Origin of the sequence: Moraxella caprae DSM 19149 (assembly GCF_000426885.1) — a bacterium.
Classification (GTDB): Bacteria; Pseudomonadota; Gammaproteobacteria; order Pseudomonadales; family Moraxellaceae; genus Moraxella; species Moraxella caprae.
In genome coordinates, this window is sequence record NZ_AUGF01000004.1 from 1 (window position 1) to 19,785 (window position 19,785).

At 45.1% G+C, this 19,785-nt stretch carries 21 protein-coding genes; 7 read left to right on the forward strand and 14 right to left on the reverse strand.

Annotation, left to right across the window (positions count from 1 at the left end):
• Positions 1-180: 180 nt before the first annotated feature.
• Positions 181-828 (forward strand): NAD(P)H-binding protein, encoded by a 648-nt coding sequence (locus tag K941_RS14275; protein ID WP_051225770.1) that lies wholly within the window; start codon positions 181-183, stop codon positions 826-828.
• Positions 829-919: 91 nt separating this feature from the next.
• On the opposite strand, the gene K941_RS0100840 is transcribed toward K941_RS14275, so the two are convergent.
• Positions 920-1,252: a hypothetical protein gene (locus K941_RS0100840; protein WP_029102099.1), complete on the reverse strand. Its 333-nt coding sequence runs from the start codon at positions 1,250-1,252 to the stop codon at positions 920-922.
• A gap of 233 nt (positions 1,253-1,485) precedes the next feature.
• Here K941_RS0100840 and K941_RS17930 point away from each other — a divergent pair, with 233 nt between their 5' ends.
• Both K941_RS17930 and K941_RS14280 read left to right on the forward strand, forming a co-directional pair.
• The gene (locus K941_RS17930) at positions 1,486-1,767 is read left to right on the forward strand and encodes an oxidoreductase (RefSeq protein WP_208854342.1); all 282 of its coding nucleotides are present in this window, start codon (positions 1,486-1,488) and stop codon (positions 1,765-1,767) included.
• The gene (locus K941_RS14280; protein WP_208854343.1) at positions 1,767-2,696 is read left to right on the forward strand and encodes an oxidoreductase; all 930 of its coding nucleotides are present in this window, start codon (positions 1,767-1,769) and stop codon (positions 2,694-2,696) included. The genes K941_RS17930 and K941_RS14280 overlap by 1 nt, the downstream gene beginning before the upstream one ends.
• 27 nt (positions 2,697-2,723) lie before the next feature.
• On the opposite strand, the gene K941_RS0100850 is transcribed toward K941_RS14280, so the two are convergent.
• The 9 genes from K941_RS0100850 to tolQ all read right to left on the reverse strand — a co-directional run bounded on the left by K941_RS0100850 (position 2,724) and on the right by tolQ (position 9,920).
• The gene (locus tag K941_RS0100850) at positions 2,724-3,326 is read right to left on the reverse strand and encodes a fumarylacetoacetate hydrolase family protein (RefSeq protein WP_029102100.1); all 603 of its coding nucleotides are present in this window, start codon (positions 3,324-3,326) and stop codon (positions 2,724-2,726) included.
• Positions 3,327-3,362: 36 nt separating this feature from the next.
• A complete protein-coding gene (locus tag K941_RS0100855; RefSeq protein ID WP_029102101.1) occupies positions 3,363-4,367 on the reverse strand; it encodes an alpha/beta fold hydrolase in 1,005 nt (334 codons plus the stop codon).
• A gap of 6 nt (positions 4,368-4,373) precedes the next feature.
• Positions 4,374-4,538: a rubredoxin gene (locus K941_RS0100860; RefSeq protein ID WP_029102102.1), complete on the reverse strand. Its 165-nt coding sequence runs from the start codon at positions 4,536-4,538 to the stop codon at positions 4,374-4,376.
• Positions 4,539-4,651: 113 nt separating this feature from the next.
• Entirely contained in the window at positions 4,652-5,572 is a 921-nt protein-coding gene (locus K941_RS0100865) for a transaldolase family protein (protein WP_029102103.1), read from the reverse strand.
• A gap of 274 nt (positions 5,573-5,846) precedes the next feature.
• Entirely contained in the window at positions 5,847-6,227 is a 381-nt protein-coding gene (locus K941_RS0100870; protein WP_029102104.1) for a hypothetical protein, read from the reverse strand.
• Complete coding sequence (locus K941_RS14285) at positions 6,193-7,500, reverse strand: PD40 domain-containing protein (protein WP_051225771.1); 1,308 nt, start codon at positions 7,498-7,500, stop codon at positions 6,193-6,195. The genes K941_RS0100870 and K941_RS14285 overlap by 35 nt, the downstream gene beginning before the upstream one ends.
• 253 nt (positions 7,501-7,753) lie before the next feature.
• A complete protein-coding gene (locus K941_RS0100880) occupies positions 7,754-8,680 on the reverse strand; it encodes a cell envelope integrity protein TolA (RefSeq protein ID WP_029102105.1) in 927 nt (308 codons plus the stop codon).
• Positions 8,681-8,757: 77 nt separating this feature from the next.
• On the reverse strand, positions 8,758-9,225 hold the full coding sequence (gene tolR / locus K941_RS0100885; RefSeq protein ID WP_029102106.1) for a protein TolR: 468 nt from the start codon (positions 9,223-9,225) through the stop codon (positions 8,758-8,760).
• Positions 9,226-9,233: 8 nt separating this feature from the next.
• On the reverse strand, positions 9,234-9,920 hold the full coding sequence (gene tolQ / locus K941_RS0100890) for a protein TolQ (protein WP_029102107.1): 687 nt from the start codon (positions 9,918-9,920) through the stop codon (positions 9,234-9,236).
• A gap of 179 nt (positions 9,921-10,099) precedes the next feature.
• Here tolQ and hrpA point away from each other — a divergent pair, with 179 nt between their 5' ends.
• Complete coding sequence (gene hrpA, locus K941_RS0100895; RefSeq protein WP_029102108.1) at positions 10,100-14,320, forward strand: ATP-dependent RNA helicase HrpA; 4,221 nt, start codon at positions 10,100-10,102, stop codon at positions 14,318-14,320.
• A 189-nt stretch (positions 14,321-14,509) separates the two neighbouring features.
• On the opposite strand, the gene hflX is transcribed toward hrpA, so the two are convergent.
• On the reverse strand, positions 14,510-15,904 hold the full coding sequence (gene hflX, locus K941_RS0100900; RefSeq protein ID WP_029102109.1) for a ribosome rescue GTPase HflX: 1,395 nt from the start codon (positions 15,902-15,904) through the stop codon (positions 14,510-14,512).
• Positions 15,905-16,527: 623 nt separating this feature from the next.
• Between hflX and folP the strand changes: the two genes are divergently transcribed.
• The 3 genes from folP to rpmA all read left to right on the forward strand — a co-directional run bounded on the left by folP (position 16,528) and on the right by rpmA (position 18,176).
• The gene (folP, locus tag K941_RS0100905) at positions 16,528-17,448 is read left to right on the forward strand and encodes a dihydropteroate synthase (RefSeq protein ID WP_084137632.1); all 921 of its coding nucleotides are present in this window, start codon (positions 16,528-16,530) and stop codon (positions 17,446-17,448) included.
• Positions 17,449-17,566: 118 nt separating this feature from the next.
• Positions 17,567-17,878, forward strand: coding sequence for a 50S ribosomal protein L21 (gene rplU / locus K941_RS0100910; protein WP_029102111.1), 312 nt, complete (start codon positions 17,567-17,569; stop codon positions 17,876-17,878).
• Between the two features lie 40 nt (positions 17,879-17,918).
• Positions 17,919-18,176: a 50S ribosomal protein L27 gene (rpmA, locus tag K941_RS0100915; RefSeq protein WP_029102112.1), complete on the forward strand. Its 258-nt coding sequence runs from the start codon at positions 17,919-17,921 to the stop codon at positions 18,174-18,176.
• 183 nt (positions 18,177-18,359) lie between these two features.
• Here rpmA and K941_RS0100920 read toward each other — a convergent pair whose 3' ends face one another.
• From K941_RS0100920 to K941_RS17935, 3 genes are all read right to left on the reverse strand, one after another.
• A complete protein-coding gene (locus K941_RS0100920; RefSeq protein WP_147287567.1) occupies positions 18,360-19,205 on the reverse strand; it encodes a CPBP family intramembrane glutamic endopeptidase in 846 nt (281 codons plus the stop codon).
• Complete coding sequence (locus tag K941_RS0100925; RefSeq protein WP_156892284.1) at positions 19,124-19,423, reverse strand: hypothetical protein; 300 nt, start codon at positions 19,421-19,423, stop codon at positions 19,124-19,126. Before K941_RS0100925 ends, K941_RS0100920 begins: the two co-directional genes overlap by 82 nt.
• Before the next feature lie 101 nt (positions 19,424-19,524).
• Positions 19,525-19,656, reverse strand: a complete 132-nt coding sequence (locus K941_RS17935; RefSeq protein WP_265596805.1) for a hypothetical protein — start codon at positions 19,654-19,656, stop codon at positions 19,525-19,527.
• Positions 19,657-19,785: the final 129 nt, after the last annotated feature.

Below are 19,785 nucleotides of genomic sequence, written 5' to 3' on the forward strand. Positions count from 1 at the left end.
AATTGTCGTCTTCATAACCGTAAATTACCACTGTTTGGTTAAGTTGTCTTTTTAGTTTTTGTTACAGCATACTTTTTGAACCACTGCCCTTTTTTAATGAAAATTAAGAATGTTTATTCATCTATGAAATAGGTGTTTAATTGTGGTTTATTATAAAAATAAGTGAAATGCTTGATTAAAATGAAAGCTATTATCATCGGAGCAACAGGCAAAGCCTTAACCCAAATGTTATTAAATAATGAGCATTATCAAAGTGTGGTTGTCTTTGTACGAAAGCTTGTGGCAATTAACCACCCAAAATTAACCGTGCATTTGATTGATTTTGACAAACCTTCTGATTGGGCGGATAAAATAAAAGGCGATGTGCTGTTTTGCTGTCTTGGCACAACTTTAAAACAAACAGGCAATCAACAAAATCAACGCAAAATAGATTATGATTATCCGCTCGTATTTGCCCATATCGCCAAACAAAATGGCATTGCACGCTTTTTGGTCTTATCATCGGACGGAGCGAGTGCAGATAGCCGATTGTTTTATTATCGTTTAAAAGGAGAATTGGAAACGGCTTTGCAAAATATTGGCTTAACCCATTTAACTATTTTGCGACCGCCTTTATTAAAACGAGAAAACAGCGACCGTTTGGGCGAAATGGTCAGCGAAAAAGCCTTATCATTTTTAAATCAATTTGGTTTATTGTTATCCGCCAAACCTATGCCGACCGATGTTTTGGCAAAGGCGATGATACAAGCAGTTGCTGAGAATAAAACGGGGATTTTGGAGAAGGGGGGATTTGGGAGTTGGGTGCTGTTTATGAGAAAAATGGTGTAAAAAGAAGAGCTGTATAGCATTATAAATGCGTACACCACACCAAATATAGAATTTTGGTAAAATGCCATGCGGTGTACGCTTTATTTATTTTTTACATATTATCTACATCTCCTTGCAAGACAGCTCTTGACCTAAAAGATTCTATGGCTTTTGCCAACTTAAATTGGTCGTCTGGTGAAGAAGCCATTGTTCGTGCTATCAATTCTAATTGAAAACCAAAACTTGTTCGGCTGACACAGTAGCCTTTTAGCTCAAAAAAAGTTTTGGTAAATTCCCACATTTCCTGAGTGCTTCTTTGTCGGTTAAGTGCTTGTCTGATTTCATCTTCTGATATGTTGTATTTACCAACAAAATTAGGACCATATGTGTCCACTAACTGAAAGAAATGGCTTTTACATTGGGTGTCAAATTGTTCAAGTGACATAATTATCTCCTATATTGGATGTTTAATCAAAATTAATAGTAGCATTTGAGAATATAGTATCAAAATAAAACAAAATAGTAAAGAAATAATTAAATTTAATAATAAAATAATGTATAAGTTATTGTTTTTATTTAAAATTATTTTATTATTTATTCTGCCCCCTTGACTTTCCCCACATTCTCCCTTATAATAGGTTTAAATTTTTAAACATATCAACTTAAAAGAGACCTTTTATGCTATTTCAACCCTTTACTTTCCCCAACGGCACGACCGCCAAAAACCGCTTTTTTAAATCCGCCATGGAAGAACAGCTCGCCCACGACAGTAAGCCAACCGACACGCTTGTCCGCCTATATGACACTTGGGCGATGGGCGGGGCGAGCGTGCTGGTTACGGGCAATGTGATGGTGTCGCCAAACGGCAAAGGCTCGGTGGGCGATGTCGTGGTGTCGGACGACCGCTTTCTCCCTATGCTCAAAGCGGGGCGGACGCTGGCAAAACCGCAGGCACGCTGATGATTATGCAAATCAACCACGCCGGCAAACAGTCGCCCAAAGCCGTCAATCGTGAACCTGTCGCCCCAAGTGCCGTGCCACTTGTGGGTATGGACGGCTTTATCAATCCGCCACGCCAATTGCAAAATTCTGAAATTTACGATTTAATTCAAGCATTTATCAATACCGCCAAACTTGCCGAACAAGCAGGTTTTTCAGGTGTACAAATTCATGCGGCTCATGGGTGTCTCATCAGCCAATTTTTATCGCCACACCACAACCGCCGTGATGATGAATGGGGCGGAAGTCTTGCCAACCGTATGAGTTTTTTATTAAAAATTTATGAAGGCATTCGGGCGAATGTGGGGGCGGATTTTTTGGTGGGGGTAAAGCTCAATTCTGCCGATTTTCAAAAGGGCGGATTTGATGAAAGCGAAAGCATTACCGTGGTGCAAGCCCTGTCCGATTTAGGCATTGATTTTATTGAAATCTCTGGCGGTAATTATGAAAATCCACAAATGCTGTCGGCAAAATCAAGCACGCAAAAACGTGAAGCCTTTTTCTTGGACTATGCCGAAAAAGCTCGCAAGGTTTGCTCTGTACCACTTATCATTACAGGTGGATTTCGCTCTAAGCAGGCGATGAATGACGCACTGTCAAGCGGACATTTGGACATGGTGGGCGTGGCTCGTCCTTTTGCCCTTGTGCCTGATTTACCTAATCAAATCAAAAATGGCGCTTATGAAACGGTGCAAACCGAGCGGATTAAAACAGGCGTTAAACCGCTTGATGATAAAATCGGCTCGGTGCTAGAAATGGACTGGTATATGAGCCAAATGACACTCATCGGACAAGGCAAATCGCCCAATCCTAAGCTGTCGGCGTGGCGTGTGCTTGCCAAGATCATTTGGGAAAATGGCAAGGCGGGGCTTAGTACGGGGAGAAGTTAAGAAATAAGTTGGCTTTGGATTTTGGTGTTATTGGATGTTAAGATGATACCTATCATCATCAATCCTCACCACCAGTTTATCGCCACGTTCTATCTTGCCCACACCTTTTGGTGAGCCTGTCATGATGATGTCGCCTGCTTGTATACCGTAGAGATTATCCAAGTAATCCACCAGATAGTCAAATGAATACATCATCTTTTTGGTGCTGTCGTCTTGACGAATCTCGCCATTGACGGCTAAGGATAAATGATAATGGCGTTCGCTAAATGGCTTAAATCCCCCAAGCCAACACGCTCCCTTAAAACCTTTGGCTTTAAGCCACGGCAAGCCCTTAGCTTTGCACACGTCTTGCACGTCTCTGGCAGTCAAGTCAAGCCCTACCGTGTAGGCGATGATTTGCTTGTTCTTGCCGATGAGTAGCACAAGCTCGGTCTCGTGATGGACGTTCTCCGAAAAGTCGGGCAAGGTGAGCGTATCGCCTGTTGTGATACTGCTGTTGGGTTTTAAAAAAACCAACGGTTCGGCAGGGATTTCGTTGTTAAGCTCGTGGATATGCTCCACATAGCTACGCCCGACGCAGTAGATGGTGTTGATGGGGTGGGCTTGCTTGTTGATAAAGACAGTAGTCATGGCAAAATTTCAAAAATTGGGGCAAAGGCACAGGGTTTATGCTTGTGATAATAAATGTCCCACTATCAAACTTGCCAAATACGGCTGATAATACACCGGCAGGTCATGTGCCAAGCCGTCTACCGCTACGAATCGGCTGTTTGGGATGATTTTGGCAATGTGTTTACCGTGGCTTTGGTGCAGTAGCCCGTCTTTGTTGCCGTGAATGACGAGTGTGGGGGTGGTCACTTGACGAGTATACTGGAAAATCGAGCCTGTGGCAAGGATGGCGTTCATCTGCTGTGCCATGCCAAGCGGATGATGACAGCGATGATAGCGGATTGAGGCGATGTGGCGAGTGCCTTTGACGTCTAGATGACCGGGGGAGCCGACCGCTGTCATGAACCATACTGCATGACGGAGCATGTCCCGTTCGCTGTTGCTTTGGGCTTTTTTAAAAAAGGTAGAGAACTCTTTGGGTTTGGGTGGCACCAAAAAGGGGTGGTTGGTGCTACTAAACAGCAGGGCAAGCCTGTCGACATAATGGGGGTATTTGGCACAGACGATTTGGGCAATCATACCGCCCATGCTCGCCCCGACCAGATGTGTTTTGCCCAAATTCATCGCCCCAATCAGCCCTGCGACATCGTCCGCCATGTCGGGTAGGGTGTAGGCGACTTTTTCACGGGCGTTGGATAAGCCAATTTGGTTTTTGGCAATCATTTTTAGGATGTTGGTGTGTGGCAGTTTGGTTAGGTGCTTGATTTTGGTGGAAAGACCCGTATCACGGTTGTCAAATCTGATGACAAAAAACCCTGCGTCCATAAACTTTTTTAAAAAAGTATCCGACCAAAACAGCATTTGCGAGCCAAAGCCTGTGATGAACAGTAAAGGTGGATGGTCAGGGTTGCCCCCTGCTTCGACACACAGCGTAATACCACGCCCAACATCAACCATGCTTTGATAAAAATGGGGCGATAGGTCGGATGCTCGCCAGTCTTGGTTAAATCTATCCCAGCTTGGCGGTGGCGTGTGGGCGATGGGCGGTGGCAAATAGGCCATGAATGATTAAATCTCAACCATCTCAAAGTCTTCTTTGCTCACGCCACAGTCGGGGCATGTCCAGTCGTTTGGGATGTCTTCCCAACGTGTGCCAGCAGGCAAACCCTCTTCGGGACAGCCTAAGGCTTCATCATAAATCCAACCGCAGACGATACATTGATATTTTTTCATGGCAAAAACTTCATTGATAAATGGGCATATAGTTTACACTCATACGCCCATTTTGTAAAGACTTTTTTGATTTAAAAAATCAATCGTATTATTTTTTTCAGTTATTTTGTCAATTACTTTTCAAATAACTGTTTTCGTAAGTCCGCCCGAGCCTTGACAAAGCCGTCAATGCCTTTTAAAAGCAGTTCATTGACAGGAGTGTGGTCTTGTAAGTTTTTAAAGCCTTGTTCGTCAAGGGGTGTAGGACGTTCTAGCACCGTTTGGCTTGGGTTTAATTGGCGGGCAACGTCCGTCTCCATGCTGGCAAGCTCATCAAGCAAGGCAGGCGAGATGGTGAGTAAGTCGCACCCTGCTAGGGCAAGGATTTGGGCGGTGGAGCGAAAACTTGCCCCCATGATTTCGGTGGCATATCCGTGCGATTTATAAAATTCATAAATATTTTTGACTGAGTTTACGCCCAAATCATCATTTATGTCAATGCTTTGGCGGTTTTCATGTGCCTTTTGCCAGTCGGTCAGTCGCCCCACAAACGGCGAGATGAGCTTAACCCCAGCGTCAGCACACGCACGGGCTTGGGTGTCGGTAAAGAGCAGGGTTAGGTTGCAGTGAATGCCTTGTTTTTCTAGGATTTCGGCAGACTTAATGCCTTGCCAAGTGGCGGCGATTTTGATGAGAATGCGACTGGTGTCTACGCCCAGTTTGTCATAGAGTTCGATGAATGCTAGGGCATTTTGCAGGGTCTTGTCGGTGTCAAATGAGTGGCGTGCGTCCACTTCGGTGGAGACCCGTCCGTCGATGTGCGACAGTATCCGCTTGCCCAGTTCGGCAGTGAGACGGTCGATGGTGTCATCATCAGACAGTCCTAAGCCTTTGATTTGGCGAATAAGCTCGTCATGCTCACCTGAGAGTAGGGCGGAGGTGACTAGGCTTGGGTTGGTGGTGGCGTCTCGTGGACGCAAGCGGGCGATGGCGGTTAGGTCACCTGTATCAGCAACGATGGTGGTGTGCTTAGCGAGAGCGGTTAGGGCGTTCATGGTCATGGGTATCCTTGATAATAGAAGTGCTTTAACATACCACAAATACGGACGTTTGGCAAAATATTTGTTGGGAAAAGTTGGAGTATGTCTGCTGCGGATGATACACCCAACCAACTTGATATTTACCATGGGTTTGTAGGGGTGTGCTGAGCACACCCTTTGATGACATTACTATACAAGGCGTGCTCAGCACGCCCTTACGTCCACACATCATTGTATTTGTAGTAATTTTAAAGTTTCTTGGGTGTACTTTGGCGGAATCTGATAAAGATTAAAACCAATCTTCTAATAAAAAGGACGGCTTTTCATAACGCTTGGCTTCTTTGGGGGTGCATGGCTTGAGGGCTAGGCGATTTTTGATGGCAGGATTTTTGGCAAAGCTAATGTCATCGCACATCGCTCTGCCATGATAGGGGTGGATGGGCAGGTGCTTTTGTCGTAGGTTGGGCGTGTGTTCGGGGGTGTTGGGGTTAAGGTTTGGGTTTAGGGTGACGGGCAGGGGGCTATCCACCCACTGGATGTGTTGGCAGGCACTGAGCATGCCACAAAGTAGCACTAAGCCAAAACGCACGAGCAGATGAGTCGTGCGTTTTTTTAGGATGACTGACAAGTCCAAATCAGTTGATACCACCACGTGACCATGTTGGTTCACGCACCGTCCCTTGGGTGTCAATGGTAAAGGCTTGCCCTGTTTTTAGAGAGCGAATGGTCATCTGACCACGTCCGCCTTTGTGAGATGAATAAACGATGCGATTGCCATTGGGTGAGAAACTTGCTGATTCATCAATGCCTGTCGTGTCAATCGTGCCAGCTCCTGTTACCACTAGGCTACGCCCTGAGACGTAGGCGATTTTGCTACCATCTGGGCTGACTCGGGGGTTTGCCCCTGCACCGCCAATGGCTGATGCTTGCCCTGTGTTCATGTTGTAGCGGTAGAGGCGTGGCGTGCGTGAGCCATTGTCAGCGGTAAAGACAAAAGAGCGACCGTCTGGGGTGTACTGCGGTGAGTTTTCTGCCCCTTTCATGTTGGTTAGGCGTTTTAGATGACCTGAGGCGATGTGTAGCTCATAGATGGACGGGTCATTATTTTCATGACTGCCTGAGAAAAGAATGCTGGTGCCGTCAGGCGAGAACGATGCCCCTAGGTTGTTACCCTTAAATGGGGTGATGACTTGACCGCCACCACTGCTACTGGCACTTTGCAGATGAATGACTGGCAAGCCGTTAGGTTTTTGTACAGAGTAGGCGATACGCTGACCGTCAGGCGACCATGTGGGACTAAAAATAGAGCCTTGCGTGCTAAATAGCACACGGACGTTTTGCCCGTCAGCGTCCATCACTTTTAGGGTGGAGGTTTTATTGCGTGGGTCGCCTGTCTCTTCGACATAAGCGATACGCCCTGTAAAGTCGCCTGGTTCGCCTGTGATGATTTCATAAATCTTATCGCTCACAACATGAGCGGTGTGGCGAAGTTTGCTTTGGTTGTTCTCGCTGTATTTGGTTTGTCTGCCTTGCATGACACGTCCCGTGGCGACTTCGATGACTTCAAAGACGATGGCGATTTTGCCCCCTGTGACGTTTTGGGTTTGTCCAACCACGACATAATTAAAACCAGCATTTTGCCAATGTGATAGGTTTTGGCTAATCTCGGCAGAGGAGTGGGCACGTTGGGGTAGGTTTTGACTGGTGGTTTTTAGTTCGGTGTGGCTTAAGTTGTTGTTGATGGTGTTGCTGACCACACTGTCGCCAGCAAAGGGAATGAGAGCGACTTGGTAGGGGTTTTGCACACCATCGACGTCAATGTCAAAGTTAAGCTCGCTGTCATTGGTGTTGCCCAGTGAGCCATAACCCACGGCAAAAGCAGGGCTCGCCACGACTAGGGCGACAGCCAGGGTTAGGTGGGATAGGGGGGTTTTGATGTTCATGAGGTATCCTTAAAAATGTTTAAATATGATATTTGGAAATGCAGGGCGTGCTAAACTTTTGTATTTGCAATGAAAATCACGAAAAATCGCACGTTTTTCAAGGAAAAAACTTGAGGCTGTGAGTTTTCTATCAGACAAGTTTTCGCCTTCGAGCCACAAGATTTAGCCATTTTTCATGCAAAAACGATCAGTTTTTCTAAAATATTTCTATATTGTAAATAGTGTTATAAAGGGCAGGCACGCCCTATATATTCTAATTGATTTTAAAATTAAAATTCAAGTCACGATAATTCGTGCCAACAATGGGCGTGAGTGGACTGGCTCGACGCACGGTATCTTCTAGCTGTTCACGCAAATAATCATCACCGCCTGAGACTTGCACGCTCAGCACGTTACCACCGCCATCCACTTTGAGCTTGACTTGCAAGGTTTGGTTTTTACCAGTGGCTCGCCAATGTGAGCGAATGTGGCGTTGCAAGGCAGAGATGACTTCGTTGGGGTTGCTACTTTGTCCGCTACTGCCACTGCTATTACCGCCACTGACCGCTCCGCCACGTCCTACGGTGGGGGTGGTGGGCGTGTCTTTGAAGGTGCTTTCATCACTGCTTGAACTTTTGTTTTCTTGTTTGTTGGCACGCTCCATTTGGGCGATTGCCTCATCACGGCGTTCACGAGCTTTGTTAAGTCCTTCGATGTTTTCACGGGCAATCTCATCATTACTGCGTTCACGAGCTTGAAACTCTGCCACTGCCTCTTGGCGTTCTCGTTCCTCTGCCTCCATTGCCTCTCGTTGTAGCTCTATTTCTGAGAGTATCTCCTCATCTAGGCTTTTGGCGTATTCTGCCATCTGTGCCTCATAAGCCCGTTCTTTTTCAGCTAAGTCATTGTAATACGCCTCTAACTGCTCACTGCGAGTGTCTGTGCTGTCTTGGTTGGTTTCTTGTGCTTGGGCATTGGCTTGATTTTGGGCAAATTTTTCGGCAATCATCGCCTCTGCCCCTGCCAAATCATCGCCCGTTACCAAACTTGCCTCTAAGGACACTACCTCTGGTGAGGGTTTTTTTTGGGTGTAGGCAAAAATAATCCCGCCCACAATCAGCCCATGTACCAGTAGGCTTACCATCATAGAGAGGGTGGAGCTGGGTTGTTTGGTGTTGATGTCGGTGGGTGTGTAATTCATGGATATTTGGGTTTTTAAAGTGAATTGATGGTGTGTTTTATCAAGGAGTTAAATACAAAACGCCAGTGGCGACTGTGTTATTTTTTGGCTTTTTTGTTCTCTTTGCCATTTTGACTGCTTAATAAGCCCACTTTGGTAACGCCAGCCCCTTGCACCAGTGCCATGACGTGCATGACCGCTTCATAGGCGTTATCTTTATCGGCATTAATCAGTACTTGGAGCTGGCTACTGCTCTCGCCGATGTTCGCCTGTGCCATGTCGGTAAGCAAGGCAGACAGCTCGCTCTCGCTGATGGCTTGGTCAATGGCCCTCTCATGACTGACAAACAGCTCACCATCTTTGGTGAGAGAGACGATGACAGGGGTCAGCTCACTTTTGGTGATGTTACTGGTTTTCTCACTTGGCAAATTGACTTCTACCCCTGTCGTGAGCATGGGGGTGGTTACCATAAAGATGATGAGTAGCACGAGCATGACGTCAATGTAAGGGACGACATTCATCTCGCTATTTAGGGGTTTTTTGGCACGTGCGTAGCTGTTTTTCATGATGTCGCCTAACTCCGACCATTACGCTGTGCCATGGTGTACTCATGAGCAAATACACCCGTTAGCTCTTCACAAAATAGCGCCCGAGACTCGTACAACGCCCCTGCCTTGGCACTAAAATGGTTAAAGGCAAGACTGGCAGGAATGGCGGCAAATAACCCCATGGCGGTGGCAATCAAGGCTTCGGCAATACCAGGGGCGACGGTGGCAAGGCTCACGCTCTCAGCACTAGATAACCCAATAAAAGCGGTCATAATCCCCCACACTGTGCCAAACAGTCCGATATAAGGCGACACCGATGCGATACTGGCTAAGGTTGCCAAGCCTTGCTCTAATACGGCTTGTTGTTTGCCAATGGCGACTTTAAATTTACGCTCAACACTGTCTAGTGTGTCGGCTCGCATTGCCCCTGATTTTTGGGCTTTTAAAAACTCGCCATAACCGACAAAAAATACCTGCTCTAAGCCGGTGCGTTCAGGCTCATTGGCAACTGAGCTGTACTGTTTGGCAAGGGTGTTGCCTGACCATAGCCACGCTTCAAAATCATTATCAAAGCGTTTGGCACTGCCGAGTTTGGCGGACAGGCGAAAAATCAACCCCCAACCAATCAATGACAACAACAGTAGCAATCCCATGACCAGTTGCACCAGCAAACTGGCTTCTAAAATCAAATCTAAGACGTTAAGTTCGCTCATCGTATAAAATTTTGCCAAAAATGGCTTATTATAGCTGTTTTTTTAAAAAACCACACCAAAAAGTGTGCCTAAGTTTACAAACGGTATGAAAATTATCCTTAATGCCAGTGGCACGGCTTGTAAATCCTTGCATAAGCCCCATTTATCTGATTTTTAGAATGATTAATGATAACACAACAATGCCAAATACAACCCAAAATCCCAACACCATCCTACTCGCCAAAGACCGCCACATCGCTCATCGCTTAGAGCGTGAGTTGCGTGGCAATTTTCCGCCCGACATCAAAGCCAAAAAGCAAGCCCAGCTTGACAGTATCATTGAGCGTTCTAGTCAGGCGGTACAAGCTCGTATGGACAGCGTGCCGTCTGATTTAAAGGATAAGCTCAATGCCGATTTGCCCGTTACCGCCCGAGCCGATGAGATTATCCGTGCGATACAGGACAATCAAGTCATCATTGTCGCAGGCGAGACGGGTTCTGGCAAAACCACTCAGCTTCCCAAACTTGCCATGCTCGCAGGACAGGGCATCACAGGGCAAATCGGACACACTCAGCCCAGACGGCTTGCCGCTCGCAGTGTTGCTATGCGAATTGCAGACGAGCTTGGCGAGAGTTTGGGGCAGACGGTGAGTTTTAAGGTGCGATTTACCGAGCAGGGCAGTCGTGATAGTCTTATCAAACTCATGACGGACGGTATTTTGCTTGCCGAGCTGGGGTCGGACAAGTTTTTGACACGCTATGACACCATTATCATTGATGAAGCCCACGAACGTAGCCTAAATATTGACTTTATTTTGGGTTATCTAAAACGCCTACTGCCAAAACGCCCTGATTTAAAGGTCATCATCACGTCCGCCACCCTAGACACCGCCCGCTTTGCCGAGTATTTTAAAAGTGCGGGCAAAAATGGTATGGAGGGCGATGTGCCGATTATCAACGTAGAAGGGCGAAGCTATCCTGTGGAGACCCGCTATCGCCCCTTGATAGATGAGATTGTCAAAAGCCATGACGATGACGCTTTTGATGACATGGAAGACAAACTGCCCCGAGCCTTGATGTCTGCCGTTGCCGAGTGTTTTGAAGACGCACGCACCAAAGGACACCCCACGCAGTCGGACATATTGATTTTTGCCAGTACCGAAGCTGAGATTCGTGAGATACAGGACATTTTGACCGCTTACGCACCGCCCCATGCTCAGATTTTGCCCCTGTTTGCCCGCCAAAGTTTTGCCGAACAGCAGCGTATTTTTAAGCCCACAGGGGGCAGGCGGATTATCATTTCAACGAATGTGGCGGAGACCGCTCTTACCGTGCCAAACATCCGCTATGTGATAGATTTGGGCTTTGCCCGTGTGAGCCGTTATAATTACCGCTCACGCATTCAACGCTTGCCCATTGAAGCCATTAGCCAAGCGGCGGCGAACCAACGCCAAGGGCGGTGTGGACGGATTGGGGATGGTGTGTGTATACGTTTGTACTCAAAAGAAGATTTTGACAGCCGTCCGCCTTTTACCGAGCCTGAGATTTTGCGTACCAATTTGGCAAGCGTGATTTTGCAAATGGAGCATTTGGGGCTGGGCGATGTGGCAGAATTTGACTTTATCACACCGCCTGATTTACGCCTTATCAATGACGGACGCAAGCTCTTGCACGAGCTTGGGGCGTTATCCGACACGCCCACCAAAACCGCCTTTAAAAAAGCCCTAAAAGGAAAAACGAGCAAACAAAAACACTCCGCTTTGACCGACATTGGCAAAAAAATGGCTCGTATGCCGATAGACCCACGCCTTGCCCGTATGCTCATCGCAGGGCATGAATTTGCCTGCCTTGACAAAATGCTCATCATCGTCTCCGCCCTTGCCGTGCAAGACGTGCGTGAGCGACCTGCCGATAAACAGTCGCAAGCTGACCAAAAGCACGCCCTGTTTCGCCGTGAAAATTCGGACTTTTTGTTTTATGTAGAATTGTTTAACATACTGTTTAACGCCCATGAAATGCACGGTGGCAATAAGCTGACTGGCAACGGACGCAAGAATTTTGCCAAAAAGCATTATTTGTCATTTCCACGCATCAAAGAATGGCAAAAAACGCATGAACAGCTTAGTCAAATGGTGGCGGATTTGGGTTATCAGGTTGCTGATAATGACAATAAAATTGACGATAATAATGCCAAAAAAGCTGATGATAAAAAAGATGCCCCAAAAGGTCGCATTAGCTTAAAAGGCGGTAAAAAAGCTAAGGTGGGAAACAGTGCGATTTTAGCCAGTTTAAAAGAACAAGGCAAAACCAAACCGCAATTTAGCGAAGATTATGCCAGCATTCATCGGGCGTTATTGACCGCTCTGTTGTCCTTTGTTGCTCACAAAACCGACACGGTGGGCGAGTATCTCATGACCAAAAACCAAAAGGCACGTATTTTCCCTGCCAGCACCTTGCATAAAAAAGGCGTGGATTGGGTGCTTGCCTTTGAAGTAGTGGAAACTTCACAAGTGTATATGCGTACACTTGCCAAGATTGAGCCTGAGTGGATTTTGTTGGCAGGCAAAAATCTTTTAAAATATCATTATTTTGAGCCACATTGGTCAAAAAAAGCCGGAAGAGTGCAAGCCTATGCTCAGATTAGCCTGTTTGGGCTGATTATTGTTCATAAACAATTGGTTAATTATGAAACCATTGACCTGACCGCAAGCCGTGAGATATTTATCCGTGATGCTCTGGTGGGGGACGTACAGGACAGCCAAGCGGACGAGCGATACCCTAAAGCCCTGCCGTTTTTGACCCACAACCGCCAAAAAATCAAAGACGTGGGCGACACCGAAGACAAGCTAAGACGGCGAGATTTACTCGTGGACGAAGAGCGACTGTATGAATTTTATGATGATAAAATTCCGCCCCACATTGCGTCCGCCAAAGCCTTTGAAGATTGGCTTGGCAAAGTGGGCGATGATGAGTTTTTAAAATTTAAAGACGAAGATGTCGTAAACAATGTCGTCAATGTCGGACAAGAATTTCCCAAATTTTGGCAGGTGGGGGCAGTCAAATTCCCCTTGTCCTATGTCTTTGACCCAAGCTCGGACGATGACGGCGTAAGCGTCAAAGTGGGGGCAGGGGCGTTGTCTCAGCTTGATGGCGTGGATTTATTGTGGGGTGTGGCAGGGTGGCGGTATGAACTGGTGGCAAGCCTGTTAAAAACCTTGCCAAAAGACATTCGCAAAAAAATCGTCCCCATTCCTGACACTGCCCACGCTCTGATGGATAAGCTCGTGCAGGGCAATGGCGTGGGACTCTTAGACCAGCTTTGTGGACAGCTTCTTAGACTGGGCGTGAAGGTCGGTGCTGATGACTTTAAGCCAAGCAAGATTGACACTTATTTACAGCCCTTGATTTGTGTGCTTGATGACAAGGGGCGAGTGATTGAAAAAGGGCGAGATTTAGAAAAATTGCAAGCCAAGTACCGCACGCACGCCCAAGTACAGACCGTGTCCGAAGGCATTCACGACAGCTTCCCTGAGCATTTTGACTTTATCAAAACTCGTCATCATAAGGGCATGGTAACACAAGCCTTTTTTGCCCTAAGTCCTGATGAGACGGGCAAAGTGGCGGTGGTGGAGTTTGGCGACTTGGCAGGGGCATTAGCCATGCACAAAAAAGGCGTGTTGTCGCTTGTCAAGCTGACACTCGGAGCAAAACAAAAACAGCTGACTTCTCAAATTGATAAAGCCTTTAAAATGGCGTTCGCTCCTTTGGGTGATTTGGAAAAATTAAAAAGCGTTTTGGTGGATGCGACTTTGCAAGCGACTTTTGAAAAATACGCCAAGCCCTTTGTTGATACGAGCGTGCGTGAAAAGGTGGCGGGCTTTGTGCGTGATGATAAGATGGGCGATTTGCTTGACAAAGTGCCCCTAAATGCAGGCGAGTTTGGGGCGGTTAGGGAGCTGATAAGCGGTCAGTTTTTGAGCGTGGGACAAGAGATGTTAAAGGCGCTAAAAGAGATTTATACCACATGGCAAATCGTGCGTGGGCAACTGCTCATGCTTGACCGTGAGATTTTTGGCGAAAGCATTGATGACATTGAAGACCAGCTTGATGATTTGTGTTTGGGCGATTTTGTTTACCGTGTGCCTTATGACGCTTGGCGACAGTATCCCCGTTATTTGGGGGCATTAAAGGTGCGTCTTGACCGTTTGCCCAACAATCTGGACAATGATTTGGACGGGGTGTATGCCCTTGATGAGCATATGGAAAGGCTAGCAAACCGCATTCACGACCCAAAAATTAGCGAGTATCGCTGGCTTGTCGAAGAATACCGTATCCAGCTTTTTGCTCAGCCGATGAAAACGATGGGTTCGGTGTCGGCGAAGAAATTGGAGAAGTTGTGGGGGAGTTTAAATACTCGTTAAACACAAAAAACCATTATTGGTTTTTTAAACTATCATTAAAAATCACATTCACAGAATTTGAAAACTACCATAAGCTGTAAGGTGCGTAATACGCACCATTTAAGGTTATTTTTTATGGTGCGTGATATACACCTTGCACCAGAATTTATTTTGTGCCAATTTTAATATTCTTTGGGTGTGAATAAATGATTACAAACAAAACGGATTTAATTCGTCATTATTATCATCATTGGGTTTGATATTTACTTTTTCAAACTCCTCCAATACAGGCAAAAGACTGTTTGCCTCATGTGGTGGTAATACATCAAAGGCATTAAAATGATATTTGCCGAGTAGCTCTTTTAATTTGTCTTTGGCAAGGCGAACCGTGAGTATCTCATGTCCTGTATCGTCAAATTCGCTATGGGTGATGACCCCAAGCTCATGCAAGGCGTTTTTTAATTGTCCTGCGTGATAGGGTGGGGTTAAGTGAAAATCCGACAAGCCCCCCACCAAAAGTTCCTGCACCGCTTGGGTTAGTTCATCGATACCCAAATTTGCATGAGCCGACACATAAACACGGTGGGGTGTGGTAGCGTCCTTATAATGAATGGTGGGCTTTTCTTTGGTTTTGTCGATTTTGTTGTGGACAAGCAAGACAGGGGCGGTTGCACCAATTTCATGAAGGACGCTATTAACTGCGTCAATCTGCTCGTGCATGTTGGGACTGCTACTGTCAATAATATGCAATAACAAATCTGCTTCCAAAGTCTCTTCCAGTGTGGCGTGAAAGCTCTCCACCAGTTCGTGTGGCAGATTTTGCACAAAGCCGACCGTGTCCGCCAGCACCACTTTGCCCACGCCTTGCCAGTCAATTTGACGCAAAGTGGGATCAAGCGTGGCAAATAGCTGGTCGGCACTATAAATGTTCTCGTCCGTCAAGGCGTTGAACAGCGTGGATTTGCCTGCGTTGGTGTAGCCGACCAGCGAGACGGTGGGCGTGGACGATTTGGTGCGTTTGGCTCGTCCGATTTGGCGGGTTTGTTTGACTTTGGCGAGCTTGGCTTTGAGCTGATTTACCCGCACTTGGAGTAGCCGTCTATCGGTTTCAAGCTGAGTTTCGCCCGGCCCCCGAAGACCGATACCGCCTTTTTGTTGCCCAAGATGGGCATAGCCACGCACCAGCCTTGACGATAAATGGGTCAGCTGTGCCAATTCCACTTGCAATTTTCCTTCATAAGTCCTTGCTCGTTTGGCAAAAATGTCCAAAATTAGCCCCATACGGTCAATGACCTTACATTGCAAGATTTTTTCCAAATTGCGTTCTTGACTGGGCGTAAGTGTATGATTAAAAAGAACAATTTCCGCTCCCGTCTCAGCGACTTGCTTGGCGATTTCGTCCGCCTTGCCCATCCCTACAAAATATTTGGCAGAAGGTTTGTTCATTGTGCCTGTGATTTCGCCCAAAATCTGGGCATCGGCAGAAATGGCAAGTAGGCGAAATTCGTCCAAATCGTTTTGATTGTCGGCAAAATCCAAACTTTTAAAGGTGCAATGCACCAAAATCGCCCGCTCCCCGCTTTTGTGTTGTTCAAAATAGTGCAAAGTTTTTCCTTAACAAGGATTTTAAAATAAAGTATAATGGCATAATTAAAAATTTTTTTCAAGGTTTATTGTGTAATAAAAATTATTTTTTAAAGTTAATTAGATTGTGGTTTTTTTAAATGAAAAAAATAATAATTTTTCGGCTTTGGTTCAAAAAGTATGCTACAAAGAAAACCGTTCGTGGCGTGGTTGTCGAGCCATAACGGTTTTCCTACCCGCAGGCAGGCTCAGGGCGAACGGAAAACCTAGTTTGGCATACTTTTTAGACTACTACCAATTTTTCATTTTACTACTTTTTAAAATTAAGTTTGGCAAGGCGTGTATCAAGAACTATTAAAAGTTAATAACTACAAATGGCAATTTAATTATTTTATTTTTTAATTTGGAGTGTAAGGTGCGTATCACACACCATTAAAAATTATCATTATAAGATTATACCTTAATGGTTTTTATTTTAAAAAATACTTTATTATCAAAAAATAACCGATAAGTTAAATAAGGTGTTGTGTAATACGAACCTTATGATTTTAAAAATAAAAAACAATTTTAAAAAATACAATGTTTTTAATAAAATTATCTGCTATAATATTTTCAAAATTTAAAACCTATTTGGACAAATTGAAATGACCGACTTTAACGAAATCCAAAACCCATTATTCGCCCCTTTACCCAATTTTGCCTTATCCGCCAATGGCAAAATTTTAAATTTATCCAAACCCAGAATAATGGGAATTTTAAATGTAACGCCCGATTCTTTTTCGGACGGTGGGCAATTTACCGCCACCCACACCGCCCTTGCCCGAGTGGACGAGATGCTACAGCAAGGGGCAGACATTATTGACATTGGAGCGGAATCCACTCGCCCCAATGCCACGCCTGTTACAGACGAGTTGGAGCTGGCTCGCCTAACGCCCATTGTTACCGAAATCAAAAAAACCTACCCCAATCTTTGGCTATCCATTGACACGAGTAGTCCTGTCGTTATGGCACAAATGGCGGATTTGGGGGCGGACATTTGGAACGATGTGCGGGGCTTACAACGGGCAGGGGCGTGTGAGATGGCAAGCCGTTTGGCATTGCCTGTTGTCTTAATGCACAGTCGGGGCGAGCCTCTCACAATGAACAAAATGGCGGTGTATGACGATGTCCTAGCCGAAGTGTCGGCGGAGCTTGGCGGCTTGGCGGATAAGGCGTTGCAAGCAGGCGTTCGGCGAGAAAATATCGTCCTTGATGTGGGTATGGGCTTTGCCAAAGAATATGGACATCATATTGATATTGTTAAGAATTTGAGCGAATTTGGCAAACTAGGTTATCCGATGTTGTTTGGCGTGTCTCGTAAACGCTTTGTTGGCGAAATTCTAGCGGAGAGCGGTATTGAAATCCTAGCAAACACCAATCCTGCCGAGCGAGATACCGCCAGCACCGCTCTTGCAATGCTTGCGGTGGCACAGGGGGCGGGCATTGTGCGGACGCATAATGTGGCACAGGCGGCACAAAGTTTGGCGGTGTGGTATTCGCTTTCGGATAAGGTTGATGATGATTAAAACCTCTTGCACCCCTCAAAAAAATAGCGTATAATGGGGCGTTTTCATCCTAGTCTCGTCCGTTTTCAAGTGTTGGCAGGTCGCCAATCACGGCAGACAGGTTTCTTGGAGAGTACAGATGTACGCAGTTATCAAAAGTGGCGGTAAGCAACACCGTGTCAGCATTGGCGAGACTTTGAAAGTTGAGCTTCTAAAAGCAGAAGTTGGTGCAACCTTGAATATTGAGGAAGTGCTAATGGTAGTAAATGGCTCTGATGTAAAAATCGGTCAGCCTGTAGTTGTTGGTGCCAGCGTGGTTGCAGAAGTGGTTTCTCACGGTCGTGGTAAAAAAGTGCGTATCGTTAAGCATAAACGTCGCAAGCATTACCACAAAGAGCAAGGTCATCGCCAATGGTACACCGAGCTTAAAATCAACGCAATCAATGGTTAATTCATATACTTTATAAAAAGTATTCACAGGAGATATTCTCATGGCAACTAAAAAAGCTGGTGGTTCCACCAAAAATGGTCGCGATTCTAACCCAAAAATGCTCGGTGTAAAAGTATTTGGCGGTCAAGATGTCATCGCAGGTAACATCATCGTGCGTCAGCGTGGCACCGAGTTTCACGCAGGTGAAGGCGTAGGCATGGGTCGTGACCACACGCTATTTGCCTTGACTGATGGCGTGGTAAAATTTGAAAAGAAAGGCGAGTTCGGTCGCCGTTATGTGTCTGTTGTTGGCGAATAATTAGCCAAAGACCTCACACAAAGTCCCACGAGTATACACTAGTGGGATTTTTGTTTGGGTGATTAAAATTTATTTAACATAATACTTTTTGATGTTTGCGTGGTGTTTTGGATGGGGGGGTGGAATTGACTATAAAGTCTGCGTAAGGTTGATTTTGCGGTACTTTTAAAATTTTTGACCGTATTATTTTGACATGATGACCAACGTTTCCAACATCAAGGCGAAATTGTGTAAAAAATGCAAAAATATGGCAAAGGCAAGTGTTCCCCCTGCGGTTCTGGCAGAAACAAAAATAAAACTGCTGATAAAATAGAATATTACAGCGGTTGGGTCAAAGTTGTAGTGTGTAAAAGCAAAAACAGCACTGCTAAGAATTAAAGCAATGCGTTCGCTTTGAAAGGCATCTAAGGTTGCCCGCCATAAAAATCCACGAATCAAAATTTCTTCGCAAATGGGGGCGACAATCACGGTACTGATTAAGGTTGCCCAAAGTCCATAAGTTAAAATGTCTTCGCTTAACCTAATATGAATAGCTCGGGTGTGATTCGCCCATTGAAATGAATGCAAGCTGATAAAAATAATCGTCCATAATAATAAAAAATTCCAATTTGGTTTGTTAAATCCCAAATATGAAGACAAACTTTCATAAGAATAATGATAAAGGCGATAATGGACAAGCCAAATCACAACAAAGGTAAGTAAACATAAACTGCTTTTAAATAAAATCAAAAACCATAATTTCTCATTGTAAGCCAAAGGATAAATGACTTTAATAATTTCTTCATTAAAAAAATGAAAGATAAACGTTGAAAAAATGCCCAATGTGAGAGTTGCAATAGAAAAAATGAGAATTTCTATTTTTGAAAATAAGGGCTCTTCATATCCCCAGTTCTCATCAAAATTACCATCAAAATCATTGTCATGTGGTTCTAGGGGCATGGAGTCTCCTACTGATGAGCATGAGAAATAGGTGTGGTGGGGTATACATAGTAATGATTGCGATATTTCATATAACGCACAGGAATGCAAGCGGTAGCATAAAATTCATATAACGCTTCGTGTGAAGTGCTAAAGGAGCGATCAAATTTAGCAGAACGTTTGATGAGTTCATTGATGAAAGAATTTGTGATGTTATTTGTGCGATTGTCAATTGCCATAAGGTGATTCTCTTCAATGTGTGTGTTATTAAACTTGATAACTGCTTGAAATTCTTTTGAGATAAGTGAGGGCATGGTGGTTAGCTCCATTTGATGGGGTTGCTCATCTTTATCCCAGAAATATGTGTGTGAAAAACAAACGTGCCTGTAGTGAATACGTTTGTTGCCTATGTCATTAATGAGTGTTTGAGTCATGCTTTTAAAAATGAGCTTTGGTGCAGGTCATAATAGCGAAAAATCGGCTGAAAATATAATCTGGTTGCTAAGATTACTGCCATACAGCCAATACCAAGCAATATCAAGCCAATATTGTGTAAATTCATAAATATACGCCCAGTGTGATGAATGTATTGTAATCGTTCGGATATAATTTTTTCAACCAACAGATATTTTTTATAAACTGTGCTTTTATGATAAAGATTTTATAAAAAAAACGTGATATAATTACCAGT

Bases quoted from the DNA above. Each gene is read 5' to 3' on its own strand.
- rpmA (WP_029102112.1), top strand. From the start codon at position 17,919: ATGGCAACTAAAAAAGCTGGTGGTTCCACCAAAAATGGTCGCGATTCT.
- K941_RS14280 (WP_208854343.1), top strand. From the start codon at position 1,767: ATGATTATGCAAATCAACCACGCCGGCAAACAGTCGCCCAAAGCCGTC.
- K941_RS0100880 (WP_029102105.1), bottom strand. From the start codon at position 8,680: ATGAATTACACACCCACCGACATCAACACCAAACAACCCAGCTCCACC.
- K941_RS0100860 (WP_029102102.1), bottom strand. From the start codon at position 4,538: ATGAAAAAATATCAATGTATCGTCTGCGGTTGGATTTATGATGAAGCC.
- K941_RS0100850 (WP_029102100.1), bottom strand. From the start codon at position 3,326: ATGACTACTGTCTTTATCAACAAGCAAGCCCACCCCATCAACACCATC.
- K941_RS0100840 (WP_029102099.1), bottom strand. From the start codon at position 1,252: ATGTCACTTGAACAATTTGACACCCAATGTAAAAGCCATTTCTTTCAG.
- K941_RS14285 (WP_051225771.1), bottom strand. From the start codon at position 7,500: ATGAACATCAAAACCCCCCTATCCCACCTAACCCTGGCTGTCGCCCTA.
- K941_RS14275 (WP_051225770.1), top strand. From the start codon at position 181: ATGAAAGCTATTATCATCGGAGCAACAGGCAAAGCCTTAACCCAAATG.
- K941_RS0100855 (WP_029102101.1), bottom strand. From the start codon at position 4,367: ATGGCCTATTTGCCACCGCCCATCGCCCACACGCCACCGCCAAGCTGG.
- K941_RS17935 (WP_265596805.1), bottom strand. From the start codon at position 19,656: ATGAATTTACACAATATTGGCTTGATATTGCTTGGTATTGGCTGTATG.
- hrpA (WP_029102108.1), top strand. From the start codon at position 10,100: ATGCCAAATACAACCCAAAATCCCAACACCATCCTACTCGCCAAAGAC.
- K941_RS0100865 (WP_029102103.1), bottom strand. From the start codon at position 5,572: ATGAACGCCCTAACCGCTCTCGCTAAGCACACCACCATCGTTGCTGAT.
- K941_RS0100925 (WP_156892284.1), bottom strand. From the start codon at position 19,423: ATGGAGCTAACCACCATGCCCTCACTTATCTCAAAAGAATTTCAAGCA.
- tolR (WP_029102106.1), bottom strand. From the start codon at position 9,225: ATGAAAAACAGCTACGCACGTGCCAAAAAACCCCTAAATAGCGAGATG.
- rplU (WP_029102111.1), top strand. From the start codon at position 17,567: ATGTACGCAGTTATCAAAAGTGGCGGTAAGCAACACCGTGTCAGCATT.
- folP (WP_084137632.1), top strand. From the start codon at position 16,528: ATGACCGACTTTAACGAAATCCAAAACCCATTATTCGCCCCTTTACCC.
- K941_RS17930 (WP_208854342.1), top strand. From the start codon at position 1,486: ATGCTATTTCAACCCTTTACTTTCCCCAACGGCACGACCGCCAAAAAC.
- tolQ (WP_029102107.1), bottom strand. From the start codon at position 9,920: ATGAGCGAACTTAACGTCTTAGATTTGATTTTAGAAGCCAGTTTGCTG.